Source organism: Hymenobacter defluvii (assembly GCF_017589435.1).
GTDB classification, from domain to species: domain Bacteria; phylum Bacteroidota; class Bacteroidia; order Cytophagales; family Hymenobacteraceae; genus Hymenobacter; species Hymenobacter profundi.
The window spans coordinates 43,525-62,050 of sequence record NZ_JAGETX010000019.1 but is presented as its reverse complement, the minus strand read 5'-3'; the positions used below and the strand labels follow the sequence as shown (position 1 = coordinate 62,050).

Genomic DNA, 18,526 nt, shown 5'->3' with positions numbered 1-18,526 from the left:
CCCCCCCCCCCCCCCCCCCCCCCCCCCCCCCCCCCCCCCCCCCCCCCCCCCCCCCCCCCCCCCCCCCCCCCCCCCCCTAGATCATCATTTGATTTACCTGCTAAGACATATAGTTGCCTGATACCTAGTACTAGTACAAGTGTAAAAAGTACAGCAATGAATTGAGGATTATACAGCCCAAAGGACTGATGATGCAATAGTTTTAGTATAGCTTCCAAATTCAGGAAATAGGCAACAGATGTAAGCCCAAACAACCAATAGTTTTTTTCTAAATAGCCGTACGCCGCCACAAAAAGTAAGGCTGCGTGCCAGTACCGTTCATGCATTTGCGTGTTGAAATAACTAAACACAATGGGTAATAAACCACAAGTCAATAGCACCAGAGGATAGTGGATTTTATTTATTGTTTTCTGGTAAGTAGATAGTCTCAGCATTTGACGGAATAATGGCCACAGCACTACCCCCGACGCGATTGTAAATAGCACCAGCCCCCAATGTTTATAAGAGATTCCTGCAAAGCATAATGTATCAGATATATCTGCCAAAGACGATACCGGAATCAATAAATACCAAATATTGAAAGCATTACATGAAATAAATGGATATCGGTCCCCAGCATTGCGTGTAATCAACCAGATGCGGGGTAAATAATTATAGTCACCCCCCCAAATGAAGGGTATTAAAATGACTAATTGCAATAACGTGCTCATTAGTATCATAGGCACTATTACGCTTGGTGTACGACGCCAATACGGCAATAAGACAAGTACTAAAGGCAGAAAGAAAATAACGGCCTGCAGCTTCATATTAAATGCAAGCACAAACAGTACACCCACTAGAACAGATCGACCTTGCAAGGCGGCTAGCACTGCTCCCAAGCACAGACAGCTGTAAATAGAGTCTACCTGCTGCCAAGCTAGCGTATTATACAAGTAGGCCACATTGAGTAGCAGTAATAAGGATACCAATGCTCCCTTACGACGAGTAGGCGCCAGCGAAGCCACTAGCAGTGCACCCCCAAAATCAAATAGAAGCGTTGGCAGCTTTAGGTAGTGTAAGTGAGCAGCAATGGCATCTGAACTGCCCATTAGCTTCCCAAAACCATATAAAATATATTGATATAGAGGCGGATAATCGTTGTAGTAAAGACCATACGCGTTACCCAATCCATGTTCGACTGAGTAAGCTGACCATTTCCACCAATAATAGACATCAGGATGGTAGCTGCTGTTACCATATACCATCCATAACAGTACAAACCAGAAACTATAACCAATGGCATATAACCATTTACTCTGCCAATCAAATGCCTCTGCTTTCTCTATTACTTTCTCTCGCATATCATTTCAGCAGAACCAATAGTCACTTAATTAATTTGTTGGTAAAACTACACGCAAAAGATATAAGTTACCCCCGCCACCACCCAGACACGTAAGGCGCTTGCGCGACCTCCACCCGTTCGCCGGGCCGGGGTAGCAGCAGTGCTACGCCAGTCGCGGCGGCGGCTTGTTGCACTTCCTCAGCCGGGTCGGTCCACGCGTGGTAGGCCAGGTTGAAAGTACCCCAATGAATGGGGAGCAGCGCCCTGCCGCGCAGGGCCTGGTGGGCAGCTACGGCTACTGTAGGGCCCATGTGCACATCTGCCCAGTCAGGGTCGGCGGCGCCTATCTCCAGCATCGTCAGGTCGAAAGGGCCATAGGTGTCGCCTATCTGCTGAAACGCGGCGGCAAACGGGCCGGAGTCGCCGCCGAAGAAAGCGCGGTGGGCAGGTCCCAGCAGCACCCACGACGCCCACAGCGTGGCATCTTGGTCGAGGCCGAGGCGGCGACCGGAGAAGTGCCGGGCGGGTGTGGCCACCAGCGTGAAGTTGGGCGCCAGCGTGTGGGCCTGCCACCAGTCAAATTCCGTAATTTTATCGGAAGCCACGCCCCAGCGGCGCAGGTGGCGCCCTATCCCCAGCGGGCAAAAGAACGGTACGCCCGTGCGCGCCAGTGCCCGCACGGCGAGGGGATCAAGGTGGTCGAAATGGTCATGAGAGAGGAGCACACCATCCAGCGGCGGCATATGTGCCAGGGGTAGCGGGTTAGGAAAGAAGCGCTTCGGCCCCATAAAGCTTACCGGCGAACTGCGCGTGCGCCATACTGGATCGGTCAGGAAGCGGCGGCCGTCAATTTCCAGCAGCACCGTGGAGTGCCCCAGCCAGGTAGCCCGTAGGGCAGTAGGCGGCACCGGTTGGGCCAGCGCCACGGCATCTACCGAGAAGCCTGCTAGTGCCGGCTTGGGCACGCGCTGCTCTTTGCCTAGCAGCCAGCGCCGGGCCATCTGCCAGTAGCTGGTGGCTGTGGACATAGCAGTAGGCACGGCATTGCGGTAGCGCTTGCCATCGAAATGGGAAGATATTTTCATAAGTATGACTTAGTCAGCAGATAAAACAGAACGTCATTTCGACCAGCGGGAGAAATCTCGCGTGCTGGTCGAAATGACGTTCTGTTTGAACGGGTAGCTAAGCAGACGCTTTGCTACCCGTTATATTTTAACGACAGGCGGTTTACCTACCCCTACCCTATCGCCTGGCCCAGGTCTTCCAGCAGATCTTCAATATCCTCCACGCCTACACTCAGGCGAATAAGGGAGTCGGAGAGACCCGCTTTGCGGCGCTCCTCGGCCGGGATGCTGGCGTGCGTCATGGTGGCGGGGTGGCCCGAGAGACTTTCTACCCCGCCCAGGCTTTCAGCCAACGTGAAGAGCTTCAGTTTTTCGAGCACCGCAATAGCGTCTTCTTGCTTATCGCCTTTCAGCACGAAGGAAATCATACCCCCAAAGTCGCGCATTTGCTTGGCGGCTACGGCGTGGTTGGGGTGCTCGGGGAATCCCGGCCAGAATACCTTCTCTACTTTCGGATGCGCTTGCAGGTACTCGGCCACGGCGCGACCATTTTCGCAGTGGCGCTGCATGCGCAGGTGCAGGGTTTTGAGGCCACGCAGCACCAAGAAGCAGTCTTGGGGGCCGGGCGTGCCGCCGCAAGAGTTTTGCAGAAACGCCAGGCGTTGCAGCAGGGCGTCGTCGTTTACAACCAAAGCGCCCATTACCACATCGGAGTGGCCGCCCATGTATTTGGTCAGAGAATGCATCACGATGTCAGCGCCTAGTGCAAGGGGCGTTTGCAGGTAGGGCGTCGAGAAGGTATTATCGACTACCAGCAGGGCGCCGGCCTCGTGGGCTACCTCGGCGGCGGCTTCAATGTCGATGATGTTGAGCAGCGGGTTGGTGGGCGTTTCCACCCAGATTAGCTTGGTTTTGTCTGTCACCTTTTCGCGCACGGCTGCCATGTCGTGCATAGGCACGAAATGAAACTTGATGCCCAGCGGCGCAAATACTTTGGTGAAGATGCGGTAGCTGCCGCCGTAGAGGTCGTTGGTGGAAATCACTTCGTCGCCGGGTTGCAGCAGCTTGATGATGCAATCGACCACGGCCATTCCTGAGGCAAAGGCTAGGCCGTGCTTGCCGTCTTCCAAAGCGGCCACTGCGTCCTGTAGCTGCGAGCGAGTAGGGTTGTGCGTGCGCGAGTACTCATAGCCCTTGTTCTCGCCGGGCGAGGTCTGTACGTAGGTAGACGTTTGGTAAATGGGCGTCATAATGGCGCCGGTGGCCGGATCGGGGTGCACGCCGGCATGGATGGCTTTGGTTCCGAATTTCATATCGTAGGGGTGGGTAGTGAAAGCAAGCGCCCGGGCAGCGCGCGTTCAAAGGTAAGAACGCAACAAGTTGCCCGCACCGGCTTGCTACTATTGTATCTATATACTAACTACCCTGCGCGCCGTCTTGTTACCAAACGATGCCTGCCCATACCTATTCAGCCGCGTTTTAGATTTGCTACGACTACCGCGTGCCAAATCCGTAAGAGCAAACAGGCTGTCGTTTCACTAGCCTGTTTTTCTTTGTCTATGCTCTCCACTCTAAAAGCGTTGTTTCGGACCAACGCGTCCTCACTCCTGTCTATGTTTCTGCTGGTGGTGCTACCCATTGTAGGTAGCTCGACCGTTACTTACTTGCTCTACGAGCACCAAAATTTGCTGCGCGACCTCACCCTACCCCAAATGCTGCTGTACTTTGGGCTGATGGTGTTCGTGCTGGCATTTTCGCTGGTGCACTCCACGGTGGCAGTGCTGCTCACGGGTTTCTTCCTGGGTTGGGCTGGGCTGCCGGGCACCATTATAGCCTATGCGCTGGCGGCGCTGCTGGGCTACGAGTTGGCCACTCGCCTCGACCAGGGAAAGTTGCTCCGCTTCGTACACTCTTTCCCGAAGGCCGAAGCTATTATGCAGGAGCTGCGCCACCAAAGCTGGCAGCTGATTCTGTTGGTGCGCTTGGCGCCCGTCCTACCCTTCGCCCTGATGACGTTCGTGCTGGCTATCCTGGGAGTGGACCGCACCCGATTTTTGGGCGCCAGTGTGTTGGGCATGCTGCCGCGCAGCCTGTTTTTTTACTGGATAGGCACACAGGCGCAGGATGCACTGTCACTACTCCACAATCCTGATACGGGCACCACTGGCAAAATACTGGTGCTGGTGCTGCTGGCTGTAGCTGCACTAGGTCTGTACTACGTTTTCAACCGGGCCGTGCAGCGTGCTTTGGACCGGCAGGTGGAAAAACACGAAAATTATTAAATCTGAAAATCAGTTGCTTGCACATTTTCTTGCGTTTTTTCGTCTTTAAATTGTCACGCGGCTTGTTTTCCGGGAAATTCTGCTGTTATCTTTGCACACCGTAACAGAAAAACGGTCGCGTAGCTCAACTGGATAGAGCACCTGACTACGAATCAGGAGGTTTGGGGTTCGACTCCCTACGCGACCACAAGAAAAGGCCCTCAGAGTAATCTGAGGGCCTTTTTCGTTATACTGTATACTACATCTCCCATACTCCCTACCCGGCTTACTACCTACGCAGACGGCGCTACGGGCGCTTCTAAAGCAGGCTTAGGTAGCACTTTACTTTTGTCTGGGTTTGCATAGGGAAGGTGTAGCGAGTATCCAGGAACAGAATTTCCACGTTGAGGTCCAGCATACAGTTTTGCACCGTTGCTAGTGTGGCTAACAACGATTGTCCGTCCAGCCAGATATGCATTGCCATGGCGCATGCAATCTGCTGCTTGATCATCATAGCTTCTCTAACAAAATTTCTTGTATGCTGCAAGCTGAATGCAATTCACCTGTTTATCAGCATGATGCAGTATAGCCTGACATTGATTGAGACAGTGTACATCTATTTATAATTAGACTAAGTATAAATAAATAAAATCCAGCTTGTAGCTTTGCGGTATCATTCGCCTACCGTTTACTCTATGAGCATACCACTTCCCTCTTTGTGTCGCGCTTTCTGCGTTTTTGTTTTGCTGCTTAGCAGTAGTTTCATCGCTACTGCGCAACAGGGCACCGTTCAAGGCCGCATTACCGATGGCAACGGCCAGCCTACAGCTGGCGTTTCGGTAGGGCTACAAGGCACGTCGCTGGGTATGGCTACTGATACCAACGGAGATTTCCGGATTGGAAACATTGTGCCCGGCACCTACACCCTGGGGGTGCGTATGGTAGGTTTTGTAACGCAGGAGCGCGTGGTAACGGTATCGGCCGACCAGACAGTGACGGCCAACTTCGTGCTGAACCCATTGAACCAGCGCTTGCAGGAGGTAGTGGTAACGGGCGAGCACGACCGTTACAACCGCAAACAAGCATCTGAATCGCTACGCCTGGGCGAACCGCTTATTGAGGCGCCACAGAACATTCAAGTAGTAACCAGCAAACTGCTCGCCGATCAGCAGATTTTTAACCCCACGGAAGGCGTAACGCGCAACGTGAGCGGCGTGATTGCACCTGGCCACTGGAATAATGTGTACGCTCGCATCACCATTCGTGGGTTCAACTCGGGCTTCGGTTCGTTGCGCAACGGCATGAATGTGGGCAACTACTTCGGACCGCTGATGGAAGATATGTCGTTTGTAGACCGGATTGAGTTTGTGAAGGGCCCCGGCGGGTTTTTGATGGCGAATACCGAGCCTGGTGGTTTTTATAACGTGGTCACTAAAACGCCTACCGGCACAGGCCGCAAATCGGTGGGCCTCACGCTGGGCAGCTTCGGCACGTACCGCGCTACCACCGACATCGACGGCAAGCTCAGCAACGATGGCAAGCTGCAATACCGCCTGAACCTGATGGGTCAGACCAGCGACTCTTATGCTGGCTACGAGTTCAACAACCGCGTGGTCCTGGCGCCTTCGCTGCGCTACCTGCTCGACGAGCGTACCACCATCACGGCTCAATACACTTACCAACGCTCGCAGTTTTCGCAAGCCGGCAACTACTTGTTCTCGCCCGACGGCTTCAAATCCGTGTCGCGCAACGTATCGGTATACGACCCGCTGATGGGCAAATCGAACGTGAACGACCACAGCTCTTTCTTCACTGTAGAGCACCGTTTCAATGATAACTGGAAAGTAACGGGCCAGGTTTCCTACCTCTCCTACAAGATGCGCGGCCTGTCGACGTGGGTGGCCGATAGCTCCTTTGTGGCTACCCCTACCCGCTCTAAGCGCCTGATTGGCCCGAATGTACTGCAACGCTCTGTGAGCTCCTACGACGTAGACAACACCAGCACCCTAGGCCAAGTATTTGTGAACGGCAACGTGACGACCGGCCCGGTTCAGCACCGCGTTATTGTGGGCTTCGATGCCTCGAACAAATCGTACGACGCCGATTTCGCCTTGTACGGTACCATGGCCCTTGACCTCAACCGTCTGGACGACCCTACCTACACGCAATACCCTACCTCGGCGCCTGCTACCCTGGGCACTCCCAATCGTTCGCAGAGTCTGAGCCGCAGCGGACCTTATAAAGGATACCTCCGCTACGCCGGCGCTTATGTGCAGGATGAGTTGGGCTTCTTCGATAACCGCCTGCGTCTGACGCTGGCCGCTCGCTACTCTAATAACTACAACGTGCGCTCCCGCGCACAGGACGATGTGGTGACGCCCCGCGTGGGCCTGAGCGCCACAGTGGCCCCCAGCACTTCCGTGTATGCCCTCTACGACCAGTCGTTTATCCCAGTGGCGGGAGTTGATGTCAACAACGTGCCCTTCGACCCGCAGCGCGGCCGCAACACCGAGGTAGGCGTGAAGCGTGACTGGATGGACGGTCGTTTCTCGTCGACCGTGACGGCCTTCAACATCACCAAAACTAATGTGCTGGCACCCGACAACAACCGAGACAATCTGGCCCGCAACCCCAACTCACAGATTCAGGTAGGCGAAGTTCGCTCGCGGGGCGTTGAAGTTGACTTGACTGGTGAGTTGCTACCCGGCCTCAATGTGGTGCTGAACTACGCCTACCTGGACCCGGAGGTAACCAAGGACAACCCGCGCCGCAACACTGCCGGCGACATTGTGGCGCCCAGCAACCAGGGCCGCAAGCTGGGCGGCGCGGCCAAGCACACCAACAACGGCTGGCTCACCTACCGCTTTCAGCAGGGCGCCCTGCGCGGCTTTGGCCTCTCGGGTGGCTACCAGTGGCAGCTCGACCGTTACGCCGGTCTGGGTGGTGTGGGCCTGCTGCTACCCGACAACTATTTCCGGCTGGATGGCGGCATCTCGTGGCAGAACGAGCGCATGAACGTGAACCTGCTGGTGAATAACCTCACCAACCGCTACAACTACAGTGGCGCCAGCTACTACGCGGGCACTGCCCGCACGGGGGCCTTCTACTCCTGGCAGGCCGAGGCACCCACCAATTTCCGCCTGAATATCGGCTACAACTTCTAACCGCTAACCCCTCAGCGCATGACGTCCAAGAAACTCGTCGGTAAGCTGCACCTCTGGCTCGGACTCTCGTCCGGGCTCGTGGTGTTTATTGTGGCCCTCACGGGCTGCATCTATGTGTTTCAGAAGGAGCTTTTTGACGTCCTGCACCAGGATTTGGTGCGCGTAGAGGCGCCCGCCCAGGCCCAGCCGTTGCCGCTGAGCGTGGTGTGGGAGAAAGCGCAAGCGGCCCTTGGACCCGATAAACCGCTGCAAAATGGCACCGCCTACAGCGACCCTACCCGCGCCTGGACGTTTATGACCTACAAGGGCAACGCCGGGCAACCCTACTTCGGGAGCATGATTGAGTACCACCGCACGGTGTACGTGAACCCCTACACCTGCCAGGTGAACGGCGTGCTCGATAATAAGTACGAGTTTTTCCAGGTAGTGAAATGGTTGCATTGGGGCCTCTGGCTAGGCGCTGCCGGCGAATACATTGTGGGGTGGAGCACCCTGATTTTTGTATTCCTGCTCCTTTCGGGGTTGGTGCTGTGGTGGCCCAAAAACAAAGCAGCCCGCAAGCAGCGCTTCACGGTGAAGTGGAATACCACCCGCAAGCGCCTAAACTACGATTTGCACAACACGGTGGGCTTCTATCTTACGCTGGTGGCCCTCATTATTGCTCTCACCGGCCTCACATGGTCGTTCAACTGGATGAAGCAGGGCGTCACCTACCTAGCCACCGGCCAGACCGAACTCCCCGGCGGGCATGGCGGCAAAGGCAAGAAAGGTGGCAAAGAAGGCGGCAAGCCCGACCTCTCGCTAGCGGCCCAACTGGCCCCGCCCCCCACGGCCGTCGATGCGGCCCTGCGCGACGCTTGGCATCGCCTACCCCAGGCCAAAGCTATTTCGACGGGCAAGCCTACTCCCGAACAGCCGGTTGTACTGCGCGCCGCGCTGGGCAACAACCGCTACCAATCCGGCCAACTGACCTACACGGCGGCGGGACACTTCGAGAAAGTGGAAACCTACCGCGAGAAGCCGAAGGGCGAGTTGCTGGTGATGATGAATTATGATATTCACGTGGGTTCAGCCCTTGGGATGCCCGGCAAGATCATCACTTTTCTGGCTAGCTTGCTGATTGCTACCCTACCCGTCACGGGCTTCTACATCTGGTGGGGCAAGCGCCACAAGCAAAAAGCTACACACCGACCCGCTGCCGCAGGCACTGTAGTGGAGCGCCGCCGCATGGCACGCCCTGTACGCCCTGTCTATGCGGCCTCGGCGGCAGTGCGCGCTCCAGCCGAAGCGTAAGGCGGGCAGTGCTATCTTTGCGGCCGGCCCCACGTAGTGAGGGTAGCAAGATGGCATCCGTTGTCGTTTTTCACGTGCAATCTGCTGTTTTCGGCCAACGATTTTCGCTTTCTGTTTGTTAAGATAACGTCCTGAACGGACGCTGTTTGTTCTTCTTTTTTCGCTGTTCCCGATGAGTTCTATTTCCACCGATATCTGCATTATCGGCGCTGGCCCGGTTGGGCTGTTTGCTGTATTTGAAGCTGGCTTGCTGAAGCTGCGCTGCCACGTAGTAGACGCCCTACCCCAGGTAGGCGGGCAGCTCTCCGAGATTTATCCCAAGAAGCCCATCTATGATATCCCCGGCTTCCCGTCGGTGCTGGCCGGCGATTTGGTGCAGAACCTAATGGAGCAGATTGCCCCCTTCCACCCCACCTTCACGCTGGGCGAGCGGGTAGAAAAGTTCGAGAAGCTCGACGATGGCTCTTTCCACCTCACGACCACCGATGGCACCGATATTCACTGCAAGGCCATTGCCATTGCGGGCGGTCTGGGTTCGTTTGAGCCGCGCAAACCGGCCGTGGAGTCACTGGAAAGCTTTGAGGGCGGCAAAGGCGTGTACTACATGGTGCGCGACCCCGAGCACTTCCGCGACAAGCGTCTGGTGATTGCCGGCGGCGGCGACTCGGCCCTCGACTGGACTATCTTCCTGGCCGATGTGGCCAAGGAAGTAACGCTGGTACACCGCGGCACCACCTTCCGCGGCGCTGCCGACTCGGCCGAGAAGGTGAAGAACCTACACGAAGCCGGCAAAGTGCGGCTGGTGCTGAGCAGCAACGTAACGCACGTGCACGGCAACGGTAGCCTCTCGCACGTGACCATCACCGGTAACAACGGCGAGCCGGAGCAGGTGTCGGTTGATGCCTTTGTGCCTTTGTTTGGCCTCACGCCTAAGCTTGGCCCTATTGGCGAGTGGGGATTGGAGATTGAAGACAACGCCGTGAAAGTAGATACCCTAGACTATTCTACCAACGTGCCCGGCATCTTCGCCATCGGCGACATCAACACCTACCCTGGCAAGCTAAAGCTAATTTTGTGCGGCTTCCATGAAGCGGCTCTCATGGCCCAGGGTGCCTACAAACACATCTACCCCGATAAAAAATATGTGTTGAAGTACACCACTGTGAATGGGGTGCCTACGCTGTAAGTGGTGGCTGTCAGCAAATAATTTCGGCTAAACTGTTAAACTCGCAGCGGGCGGCAGGTAGTGCACACGGCAACGTAGGCGCTACCCGCCGCCCGCTGTTACCTTTGTGGGGTAGCTACCCCTGGGATAGCCGCCCCCTACCCTCTGTTTTACAACCGACGCCCTTATGAGTTTAGACGCCACCGAAGTCCGGGTATATGTGGAAGATGCCCCCGGCCAGCGCACCGAGATTGTTGCCCCCACCGATATGGGCCTGAGCCTGATGGAAGTGATGAAGGCTTCCGGCTACGACATTCAGGCCACGTGTGGCGGCATGGCCCTGTGCGGCACCTGCCACGTGGAGGTGCTGGCCGGCCCCGCCCTCCTGGAGCCCAGCGACGACGAGATGTACATGCTGGAATCTTTACCCATCCTCACCGATGCCAGCCGCCTGTCGTGCCAAATCCGCATCACGCCCCGCCTTGATGGGCTGGTGGTACGCCTCATGCCGCAAGACGCGTAGGCGCCCTACCCTACTTGCTTAAAAACGACGAAGGACGAGCCATTGCGGCTCGTCCTTCGTCGTTTTATCATACGTTTATCTACTTGATACGCTGTTATCGGCGGCGCTTGCGTGCGGTGGTATGATGGACCGTTGTTTTGCGCGTGGTGGTTTTCTTACGAGCAGTGCTACTGCGGTGCGCCGAGCTGGTACGCCGACGATGGTACGTGGTGTGGTGTGCGGGAGCGGCGGGTTTTGCTTCCGGCTCAAGAGCGGCCGGGGCTTCTTCTGGCACGGCCGGACCGTGCACTTCGGGCGTAGTGGTGGTTTCCTCGACTTCTTCGGCTGTTTGTAGTGCGGCGGCGCGGCTGCGACGGGTAGGCATCAGCATATCGCGCTCCACCCGCTCACGCGCCGTCAGGTTCTCCTCACCCGGCAGTACCGGCGACACGGGAACAGCAACTTTTCCTTCCAGCACGGGGGCCGACGTTGTTTTTACAGGGCTTTGTGCCAGTACCGGCGCGCTGCATAACAGCAGGCCGGCAAGCATCAGACTCTTATTCATCAGCATCACTTTTGAAATCCTAAGAAGCTACAAAATTACGATGGAATGGCTCCCCGCACAACCCAAAACCCTGCCAAGCACCTCTTCTCTAGCCGAAGCACCGCTTTCATACTCAATTTATTACCCTGCTTTTTGCTCGTTTGATCACCTAGCGTTGCGGTGCAATCTGCACCCGCTGTCCGGTCGAATGAGCCGAAAACTCCGGCGCATACAAGCACTGCAACTGCGACAAACCACCCGAGAAATTGCCCGCCTGCGCGGCCCGCAGGCGGTATTCGAACGTGTGCGTGCCCTTAGGGAAATAGCTGATGAAGAAGTTGGTGGCCGCATCGCGCGGGCTCTCGTAGTAACCCAGCCCCGACTGGTACTGGTAGCCCGAAAGCTGGTTCATCAATTCCAGCCCGGCAGCGCGTTGATCTTTCAGATGCACATACTCCAGGTCGCGGTCGGAGCGTAATACCAAGCGTACCACCAGCACGTCGCCTACCCGCAGGGGCGTGGCAGCAGTGAGGGGCTCCAGCACCGGACCACCCGCCGTGCGCTGCTCCCGGAACAGCTGACGTGTGAGCTGCAAGCCGGTAGCGACGGGCGTAATCTTATCCACCTGCTCGAAATACTGCCAGTACAGCGCGCCCCAGGCCACCCCGGCATCGGGCTTGGTCACGGTCACGCGGCCTTGCGCGGGTTTCACCTCTGTGCCCAGCCACGTATTCTTGAAGTAACCAGTGCCGGCTTCCAGCTTGTTCGGCGTCACCAGCTCGCTGCCTACCGTCACTTGGATGGACTGGGTAGGCGTGAGCCAGTCGGAACCGCGCAGCAGCAGGGCGTAGCAGGCATCGGCGGTAGCGCGGGTGCTTTCCCAGTTGCGAGTTTGCTTCTGCTTGAGCAGCCAGAGCTTCATCTCGTCTACGGCTTGCTGATTTTGAGCTACTTCGTCGTAGGCTTCAATAAGGGCGGCCTGAGTTTCAGTGGGGGCCTGTTGCCAGTAGTAGCCGGCGCGCACGTCTTTCCAGTACATGCCCAGTTCGGGCGAGTGCAGGGCGTTTTCGGTAAGGGCCTTCATCACCTGCTGGGCGGTTTTTGGGTCGCCGGCGCGGTGCAGCGTGAGGGCCGCCAATCCTTGCAAATAGCGGTTTTGCTGGGGCCAATAAGTAACCAGCTGACTTTGGTAGTATGGCGCGGCCGCTTGCATAGCATTAGCCACGGCAGGCTTTTGCCAGAAGCTGCGGGCGTACAACGCCTGCACCTGGATAGGGCTTAGGTGGTTTTCTTTCAGGTTAACGTTTTTCTGCTTGCGCAAATCGGCGTAATCCTCCTGCAACTGCCCATCGAGGTAGGCCAGCGCCCTACTGAGTACTTGCTGCGCCTGCGGATTCTGCGTGGCGTCAAAGGCATTCAGCTTGCGTAGCTTGCCAAACCCGGCCACAATGAGCTGTGTGATATAGCGGTCGGCGGGCATCTTCTCGAACCATGGAAACGCGCCATCGGGTAGCTGCATTTGGGCCAGCTTGGCCAGGGCGCGGGTGGTTTCGGCTTGCAGGCGGGACTCGTCGAACAGCTCGGCGAGGCGACGCATGCGCTCGGTGTCGGTCTGGGCGTCGCGCACCCAGGGCGTTTCTTGCAACAGCAGGGCTTTCAGCTCCTGGTTTTGTTCGAGCTTGCTGGTGAGAGCCTGCTTGTCGCCGCTTTGGGCGGCGCGCTGCCACTCGACCAGCACTGGTTTGATGCGCGGGTTCTGCTTCAGAATACTGGCCGCCAGCAGATTGGCGTAGAGGCGGCTGAACACCTGCTCCGAGCACTCGTAGGGGTACTCCATGAGGTAGGGTAGTGCCTGCACGGCATACCAAGCCGGATTCTGCGTCATTTCCAGCGTGAGCGAGTAGTTACGCCGCGTAGGCGAGGTGGTACTCGTCAGCTTCTGCAAGTCGAACGTTTTGGTGCCCGCGCCGGCTATCGGGAGGGGTAGGCTTTCAGTGATGAGCAAGCGGTTGGGCAATACCGGCAGCGTGTTTTCCTCGCCGTCGGATACGGTTTGATGGTTTTTGGCTTCTCGGCGAGCTTTTCGTCTGCCTTTTAATTCTTCATTCTTACTTTTTAATTCTCCCTGCGCTACCACCCGGTAGGTAATGGCCTCTAGCGGTACCTGCCCCTCGGCGGTTTCAGGGATAATGATGTTCCAACTGAGGGCCATGCTGGCGTTGCCGTTCAGGCTGAACGGCTGCTGCGATGGGCTCACAATCAGTTCTTTCAGCGGCTGTTGGGTGCGAGCATCAAGTAGGAACAACTGTGCGTTACCGCTCGTCGCCTGCTCCGTCAGGTTGCTAATTTTGGCCGACAGCGTGAGCTGATCACCCTGGCGGAAGAAGCGCGGGGCATTAGTGGTTACTTGTAGTTGCTTCTGCGTGACGAGCGTGCGGGCCAGCGTGCCGGTGTGCAGCTGCTGGTCGTGGGCCAGGGTCAGGAGCTGCCAGCGCGTCACGGCTTCGGGCATCTGAAATTCCAGCACGGTTTCGCCTTTATCGTTGGTGCGCAGGTCGGGCAGCCAGAAAGCCGTTTCGCGGAAGTCGGTGCGGGTAGGGATAGTGGAGAGGTCAGAAACAGGTTGGTCCTTTGTGGCAACAGCGCCGGTTATGTTGGTACGCTGCTGTGTGCCGTAGCCTACTACTTCGTTGAGTTGTTGCGCGTCGGCTGTCATGGGTGCCGCGGCAACAGATCTTGCACCTCTTATCCTTATTGTAGTACCATTAGCAGGCGTGTTATACGGTTTGGTATCAATAACCTCCCTTACTGGCTCATGCATACTTTTTAGCTGAATCCGGCCGTACTCCCACCAGTTCAGGTCAGGATAATCACTTTCCTTAATCTGTGGAGCAGCAACTTGATTGTACAGTAAGTCAAGGCTGTGCCGTACTGCGAATTGCCCATTCCAACTCGGTATCGAAAAGAAATAGTCACCCGAGAATTCCAGAGGCTGGAACTGGTGCATCCGAAACATATCCAGCGACTTATCATATAATGTCGCCAACAGTTCCGCTTTCGCCGGTTTGCCATTGGCCTGATGGATGGTGACGCGCCAGGTTTCCTTCTCGCCGGGTTGGAGCTTGTCGCGGAAGGTGGCAATGCTGAAGCGGAGCGGAGCGGGGGGCGTAGATATGTGCACAACGGCATTGTGCTGATATAGCCGGTTGTCGCGCACTTGCAGAACGTGCGCGTAGAGCAGCGTGTTGTTGAGGCCGGCGGGTGTGGGCACCGCTACCCGCCGCTGCTCACCGGCTTGCAGCGTCAGCCACTCGCGGCGCAGTGGTTGGCCTTTGGCTTCTACCTCCAACAGCACGCGGGCGCCGGCTTCGCTGCTGCCTACCAGAAACTCCGCCTTTTGACCGGGCTGTACGCTGTCCTGCAAGCTCACAAACCAATTGGGCATAGGGTAGGGCAATGTAGTAGCGGCGGGGTCGAAGAGCGTGAACATCTGCTCAGTTTGCGCCGGCGGTGCGCCGTTCGGATGGGGCGCGGTGGCGGTCAGCACGTAGCGGCCGGGGGCTTGCTGGGTCAGCTGCTCGCGCAGGTTCAGGGTAGGGCTTTGCTCGGTGTCAAACTCCTGGGTCAGCACGAGCGTACGGGGCCACTTGCTGGCGTCGTCCTCGTTGCCGTACGGGTCGAGCGGGAACTTCTGCTTAAACTCTGACCGGCTTAGGGCTGTGGTATCGGGCTGCTCCCACGAGCGAGGGCGCAGCCCGCGGGTAGGTGGCGTAAGGCGGTAGAGGCGTACTTGCCCACGGGCGGGCACGGCTTCGCCGGCTGCGTTGGTGCTCAGCAGCTGTAAGGGAGGAAGGGCAGTGCGGTTTAGCAGTTCTGGTACGTCGTTGAAGCGCAACGTGAGGGCACTAGTGCCAAGGCTCACCATTTGCTGACCAGTGCGGGTTTCGCCAGCAACGTCGGTCACATCGGCCGTCACGGTGAAGATATAGCCCGGCTGCCAGCGGCAGTTACTCCCCAAACCGGTTGTATCGGCTTGGGCCGTGAAGTCGATAGTAAAACGGCCACTGGCGTCCGTTTGAGTCGTACCGTTGGTAATCTCCACCTCGGCGTGGTCAGTAAGGTAAGGAGGCATACTACGCCCGTTCCGCCCACTGAGGTAGGGCCGATAGAGCGGCCACACTGTGCGTCGCACCACGCGGTACTGCACCGTGGCCCCGTCAATGGCCTGGCCGGCGTAGGCGGTAGCGGTGCCCTGCGTTGTCAACTGCTGGCCTAGCACGGGCGTACTCTGCACCGGCGCAAACGTCACCTGGAAGGTAGGGCGCTTGTAGTCCTCCACCGAGAAATACATGCTGCCGTGGTCGGTTTCCAGGTGCATGTTGCCATTTAGCAGGCCAGTAGGAAGTACAAACGAGCCGTGGAAGGAGCCGAAATCATTGGTCGTAAAGCTCAGCGTTTGCACCGTTTGGTTGTTCACGTCGCGCAGCCGCACCGATATAGGCTTGTTGGTCAGCAGGCGGGTACTAGTGGTTGGCAGTTTGGCTTTTCCTGTCTTGTCCGGCATGTCGGCGGTAGTGCCGAAAGTGGTTTCCGTGAGGATGCCTTTGAAGTACACCGTCTGGCCGGGCCGATAGATGGCGCGGTCGGTGAAGAGTGTCGTCCGATACTGAGGTTGCTGGGCTTCCTGCTGCTGCCGGGCATAATGATAGAAATTGTCCCGCACCAGCAGTGAGTCCTTACCCTGAGTCAACAGCAAAGCATTTATGCCGACGTTACGGTCGTTTTTTATATCTACCGGAATCTGCACTATGCCTTCCGCATCAGTTGACGAGCTGCTGCCGCGCCGCTGTTTTTGCAAGGTTGTTTTCTGGTCGAAATACAGAAAGAAAGGCGTCACCCCTACCCCAGCCAGCGGTAATCCGGTTTGGCGGTGCATTGCCAGCAATTCTAGCCCTTCGCCGTTGGCTGCCTCGCGTCGTACATGGCTCAGTTCGCTCACACTCAATTCTGAGTAAATAGTGGTTACGCCCTCCCGCTCCTGGGTAGGGTTGTCGGCCGTCGTGCTCAGCACCACCAAATAGCGGCCCAGCGGCAGCGCCGGCCCAGCTTGCTCTACCGAGTGATGCTGATAATCCTGCGGACTGGGGAAATCCATCGTCCATGCAGCGGCGGGTGCGGCACCCAGGGCTCTGGCGTAGCGTTTGGCAAAATCTGGCATCTCATACTGCACATCCGCTTGCCGCACAGCCTGCGCCGTGCTGATGCGGTAGGCCTTCGCGTATATGTGCCGCAGATTTCGCTGCTCCACCCGCAGCAGCCATGGCTGATTGGGCAGCACCACTTCCTCGGTTACGAAGCTCAGTTCCTGCCGCTCGATGCGCTGCCGCAACGCCCGCGCCCGTTGCCCCCCGCGTGACTTCGGAAATTGCTTTTCGGCCTGCAATGCTAGCTCGCGGGCTTGCGCCGGCTGGGTTTCTTCCAAATTATCAGCCGCAGCTACCAGGAAGTCCGTGCTAATGGGCAGCGCCCGGTGCGCTTCAGCGTCGCGTAGCAAGGCTGTCCGGTAAAGCGAATCCTTAGTAGCAAACGCGGCGTGCTGCCACACGAAGCGCAGGCGCTGCAAATCCACATCGGCCAAGGCCGCTTGGTTTTTGGTATCGGTGAGGCGGAACTGCGTGAGCTGCTGCAACACCCGTAGCGCGTGAAACTGGCCGTTGAGCGAGTCGGCTTTGGGCGCTTGCAGGGGTAGGCGGGCAAAATCGGCGGCAGGGCTAAGCAGGGCCGGGTTCTTCAACTCGAACTGCTCGGCGGGACGCGTTACGTAGAACTCGTCGTTTTTGAGGCCATCTACGGCGCGGTGGGCCAGTAAGTCGTAGAGGGTAGGGCGTAGGGCACGGCCTTCGGTGTCGCCGCCGCGAATGGCGTAGCCGAGCTTGGCAAGCTGTAATTGCTGCTGACGCTGCGGCTCATCTTCAACCGAAGCTTGGTAGTGCGTGATGATGGCGCTGCCGAGGCGGGCAGCGTCCCAGGTGGCGAGGCTGTCGGTTTGGGCGGCGCCGGGCGTGCGGTCGTAGAGCTGGTAGCGGTGCTCCTGGTAGTAGCTGGCGTAGAGCTGAGCCAGCAAGGAGTGCAAAATAGGCCGGGCCGGAAACCTGGCCGTTTGCAGGTCTTTTTCGACTAAGGCAATGGCCTTTTCGTCGGCGTTTTCCTCTTTTTCTTCCAGGATGCGCAGCTTGTAGAGCAGGGCGCGCAGGTACTCGGGCGTGTCTTGTTGGCGGCGGGCTTGCTGATAAATTTCCTCTACCAGCTTACCAGCCGAGGTGGTTTGGTCTTTCTTCAGCAGCGCATCAATCTGCTGCCATTTCTTTGGGTTGGGGCCATCGGGAGGCGACGTGAGGGCGGAGGAGCCGGCAGTAAACATCAGCAACAGGCCAAGCGTGAGCAGCAGAAAGTAGCGCATAAGGCAGAAACGGAAAGCGGAACAAGTTTATGCATTTCAGATGCAGAACCTGATCGGATTCCATACGGCGCTACTCATTTTGTTTTTGATACAGTAGAACGGCATGCTGAGCTTGCCGTTCTACTGTACCCTATTTGCCGCCTTCTAGCACGCGCTCGGCCTGGGCAATGTGGCGTTGGGCGTGCACCACCAGCAGCTCCAGCTGGTCGGTGAGACGCAGGCGCAGCAACGGGATTACCACGTTGGGGATGCGGATGGAGTTGATGTTGACTTCGCGCGCCTGTTGCAGCAGCGTCAGCAGCTCATCGGCCTGCCGGTTGAACACTTCTATTACCGTGCGCGGCAGGCGGGAGCCGCTGGGCGCGTACTGCTGGGGCGTTTTGGTAGCTTTTTCGCTGGCCGGCACGCGCATGGCCTCGGTGAGGCGGCGTCCTACTAGGCCGCGCTTCACGGTGTCGGCGGGGCGGGAGGTGCGGGTTTGGGCCTGTTGCAGCTTGTGCGCTATCACGGGCAGGTAGAGGCCTCCAATGATGTTGAGATGCTCCAGACACTGCCCCACGCTCCACTTGCCAGGGCCGGGCCGACGGTTCAGCTGGTCGTCGGTGAGGGGCCGAAAATCCTGCGCTACGGTGTCCTGTAAGGCGCGCAGATCGGCCGTGAGCTGGTCGAGGAAGTCGGTGGTGCGGGTAGCGGGCTGGCTCATAGCGGGCGGTGGCCGGAGGCTGGCTCCGGGAAGGAACATCGGAAGAAAC

At 57.6% G+C, this 18,526-nt stretch carries 12 protein-coding genes and 1 tRNA gene; 6 read left to right on the top strand and 7 right to left on the bottom strand.

The genetic code is table 11. The features are described 5' to 3' along the window. From J4D97_RS23775 to J4D97_RS19785, 3 genes are all read right to left on the bottom strand, one after another. Nucleotides 1-1,340, bottom strand: a 1,340-nt coding sequence (locus J4D97_RS23775; RefSeq protein ID WP_279592464.1) for a hypothetical protein, incomplete at its 3' end; no start/stop codon positions are given. Nucleotides 1,341-1,407: 67 nt separating this feature from the next. Then, complete coding sequence (locus J4D97_RS19790) at nucleotides 1,408-2,406, bottom strand: MBL fold metallo-hydrolase (protein WP_208309076.1); 999 nt, start codon at nucleotides 2,404-2,406, stop codon at nucleotides 1,408-1,410. 152 nt (nucleotides 2,407-2,558) lie between these two features. Next, on the bottom strand, nucleotides 2,559-3,698 hold the full coding sequence (locus J4D97_RS19785; RefSeq protein WP_208309075.1) for a cystathionine gamma-synthase: 1,140 nt from the start codon (nucleotides 3,696-3,698) through the stop codon (nucleotides 2,559-2,561). Between the two features lie 246 nt (nucleotides 3,699-3,944). Here J4D97_RS19785 and J4D97_RS19780 point away from each other — a divergent pair, with 246 nt between their 5' ends. Together J4D97_RS19780 and J4D97_RS19775 are read left to right on the top strand one after the other, a co-directional pair. Next, on the top strand, nucleotides 3,945-4,667 hold the full coding sequence (locus tag J4D97_RS19780; protein ID WP_185281184.1) for a TVP38/TMEM64 family protein: 723 nt from the start codon (nucleotides 3,945-3,947) through the stop codon (nucleotides 4,665-4,667). 113 nt (nucleotides 4,668-4,780) lie between these two features. Further along, nucleotides 4,781-4,854, top strand: a tRNA-Arg gene (locus tag J4D97_RS19775). A gap of 111 nt (nucleotides 4,855-4,965) precedes the next feature. Here J4D97_RS19775 and J4D97_RS19770 read toward each other — a convergent pair. Continuing rightward, nucleotides 4,966-5,160, bottom strand: coding sequence for a hypothetical protein (locus tag J4D97_RS19770; protein ID WP_208309074.1), 195 nt, complete (start codon nucleotides 5,158-5,160; stop codon nucleotides 4,966-4,968). A gap of 181 nt (nucleotides 5,161-5,341) precedes the next feature. On the opposite strand from J4D97_RS19770, the gene J4D97_RS19765 reads away from it, so the two are divergent. The 4 genes from J4D97_RS19765 (at nucleotide 5,342) to J4D97_RS19750 (ending at nucleotide 10,791) form a co-directional block, all read left to right on the top strand. Beyond that, nucleotides 5,342-7,810, top strand: coding sequence for a TonB-dependent receptor (locus tag J4D97_RS19765; protein ID WP_208309073.1), 2,469 nt, complete (start codon nucleotides 5,342-5,344; stop codon nucleotides 7,808-7,810). Nucleotides 7,811-7,828: 18 nt separating this feature from the next. Further along, complete coding sequence (locus J4D97_RS19760) at nucleotides 7,829-9,103, top strand: PepSY-associated TM helix domain-containing protein (RefSeq protein WP_208309072.1); 1,275 nt, start codon at nucleotides 7,829-7,831, stop codon at nucleotides 9,101-9,103. Between the two features lie 172 nt (nucleotides 9,104-9,275). Further along, complete coding sequence (locus J4D97_RS19755; RefSeq protein WP_208309071.1) at nucleotides 9,276-10,289, top strand: NAD(P)/FAD-dependent oxidoreductase; 1,014 nt, start codon at nucleotides 9,276-9,278, stop codon at nucleotides 10,287-10,289. Between the two features lie 166 nt (nucleotides 10,290-10,455). Then, the gene (locus tag J4D97_RS19750) at nucleotides 10,456-10,791 is read left to right on the top strand and encodes a 2Fe-2S iron-sulfur cluster-binding protein (RefSeq protein WP_185281189.1); all 336 of its coding nucleotides are present in this window, start codon (nucleotides 10,456-10,458) and stop codon (nucleotides 10,789-10,791) included. Nucleotides 10,792-10,885: 94 nt separating this feature from the next. Here J4D97_RS19750 and J4D97_RS19745 read toward each other — a convergent pair whose 3' ends face one another. The 3 genes from J4D97_RS19745 to J4D97_RS19735 form a co-directional block, all read right to left on the bottom strand. Further along, on the bottom strand, nucleotides 10,886-11,335 hold the full coding sequence (locus J4D97_RS19745; protein WP_208309070.1) for a hypothetical protein: 450 nt from the start codon (nucleotides 11,333-11,335) through the stop codon (nucleotides 10,886-10,888). Between the two features lie 148 nt (nucleotides 11,336-11,483). Beyond that, the gene (locus J4D97_RS19740; RefSeq protein WP_208309069.1) at nucleotides 11,484-17,774 is read right to left on the bottom strand and encodes an alpha-2-macroglobulin family protein; all 6,291 of its coding nucleotides are present in this window, start codon (nucleotides 17,772-17,774) and stop codon (nucleotides 11,484-11,486) included. A 130-nt stretch (nucleotides 17,775-17,904) separates the two neighbouring features. Beyond that, nucleotides 17,905-18,516, bottom strand: coding sequence for a DinB family protein (locus tag J4D97_RS19735; protein WP_185281192.1), 612 nt, complete (start codon nucleotides 18,514-18,516; stop codon nucleotides 17,905-17,907). Between the last annotated feature and the right edge of the window lie 10 nt (nucleotides 18,517-18,526).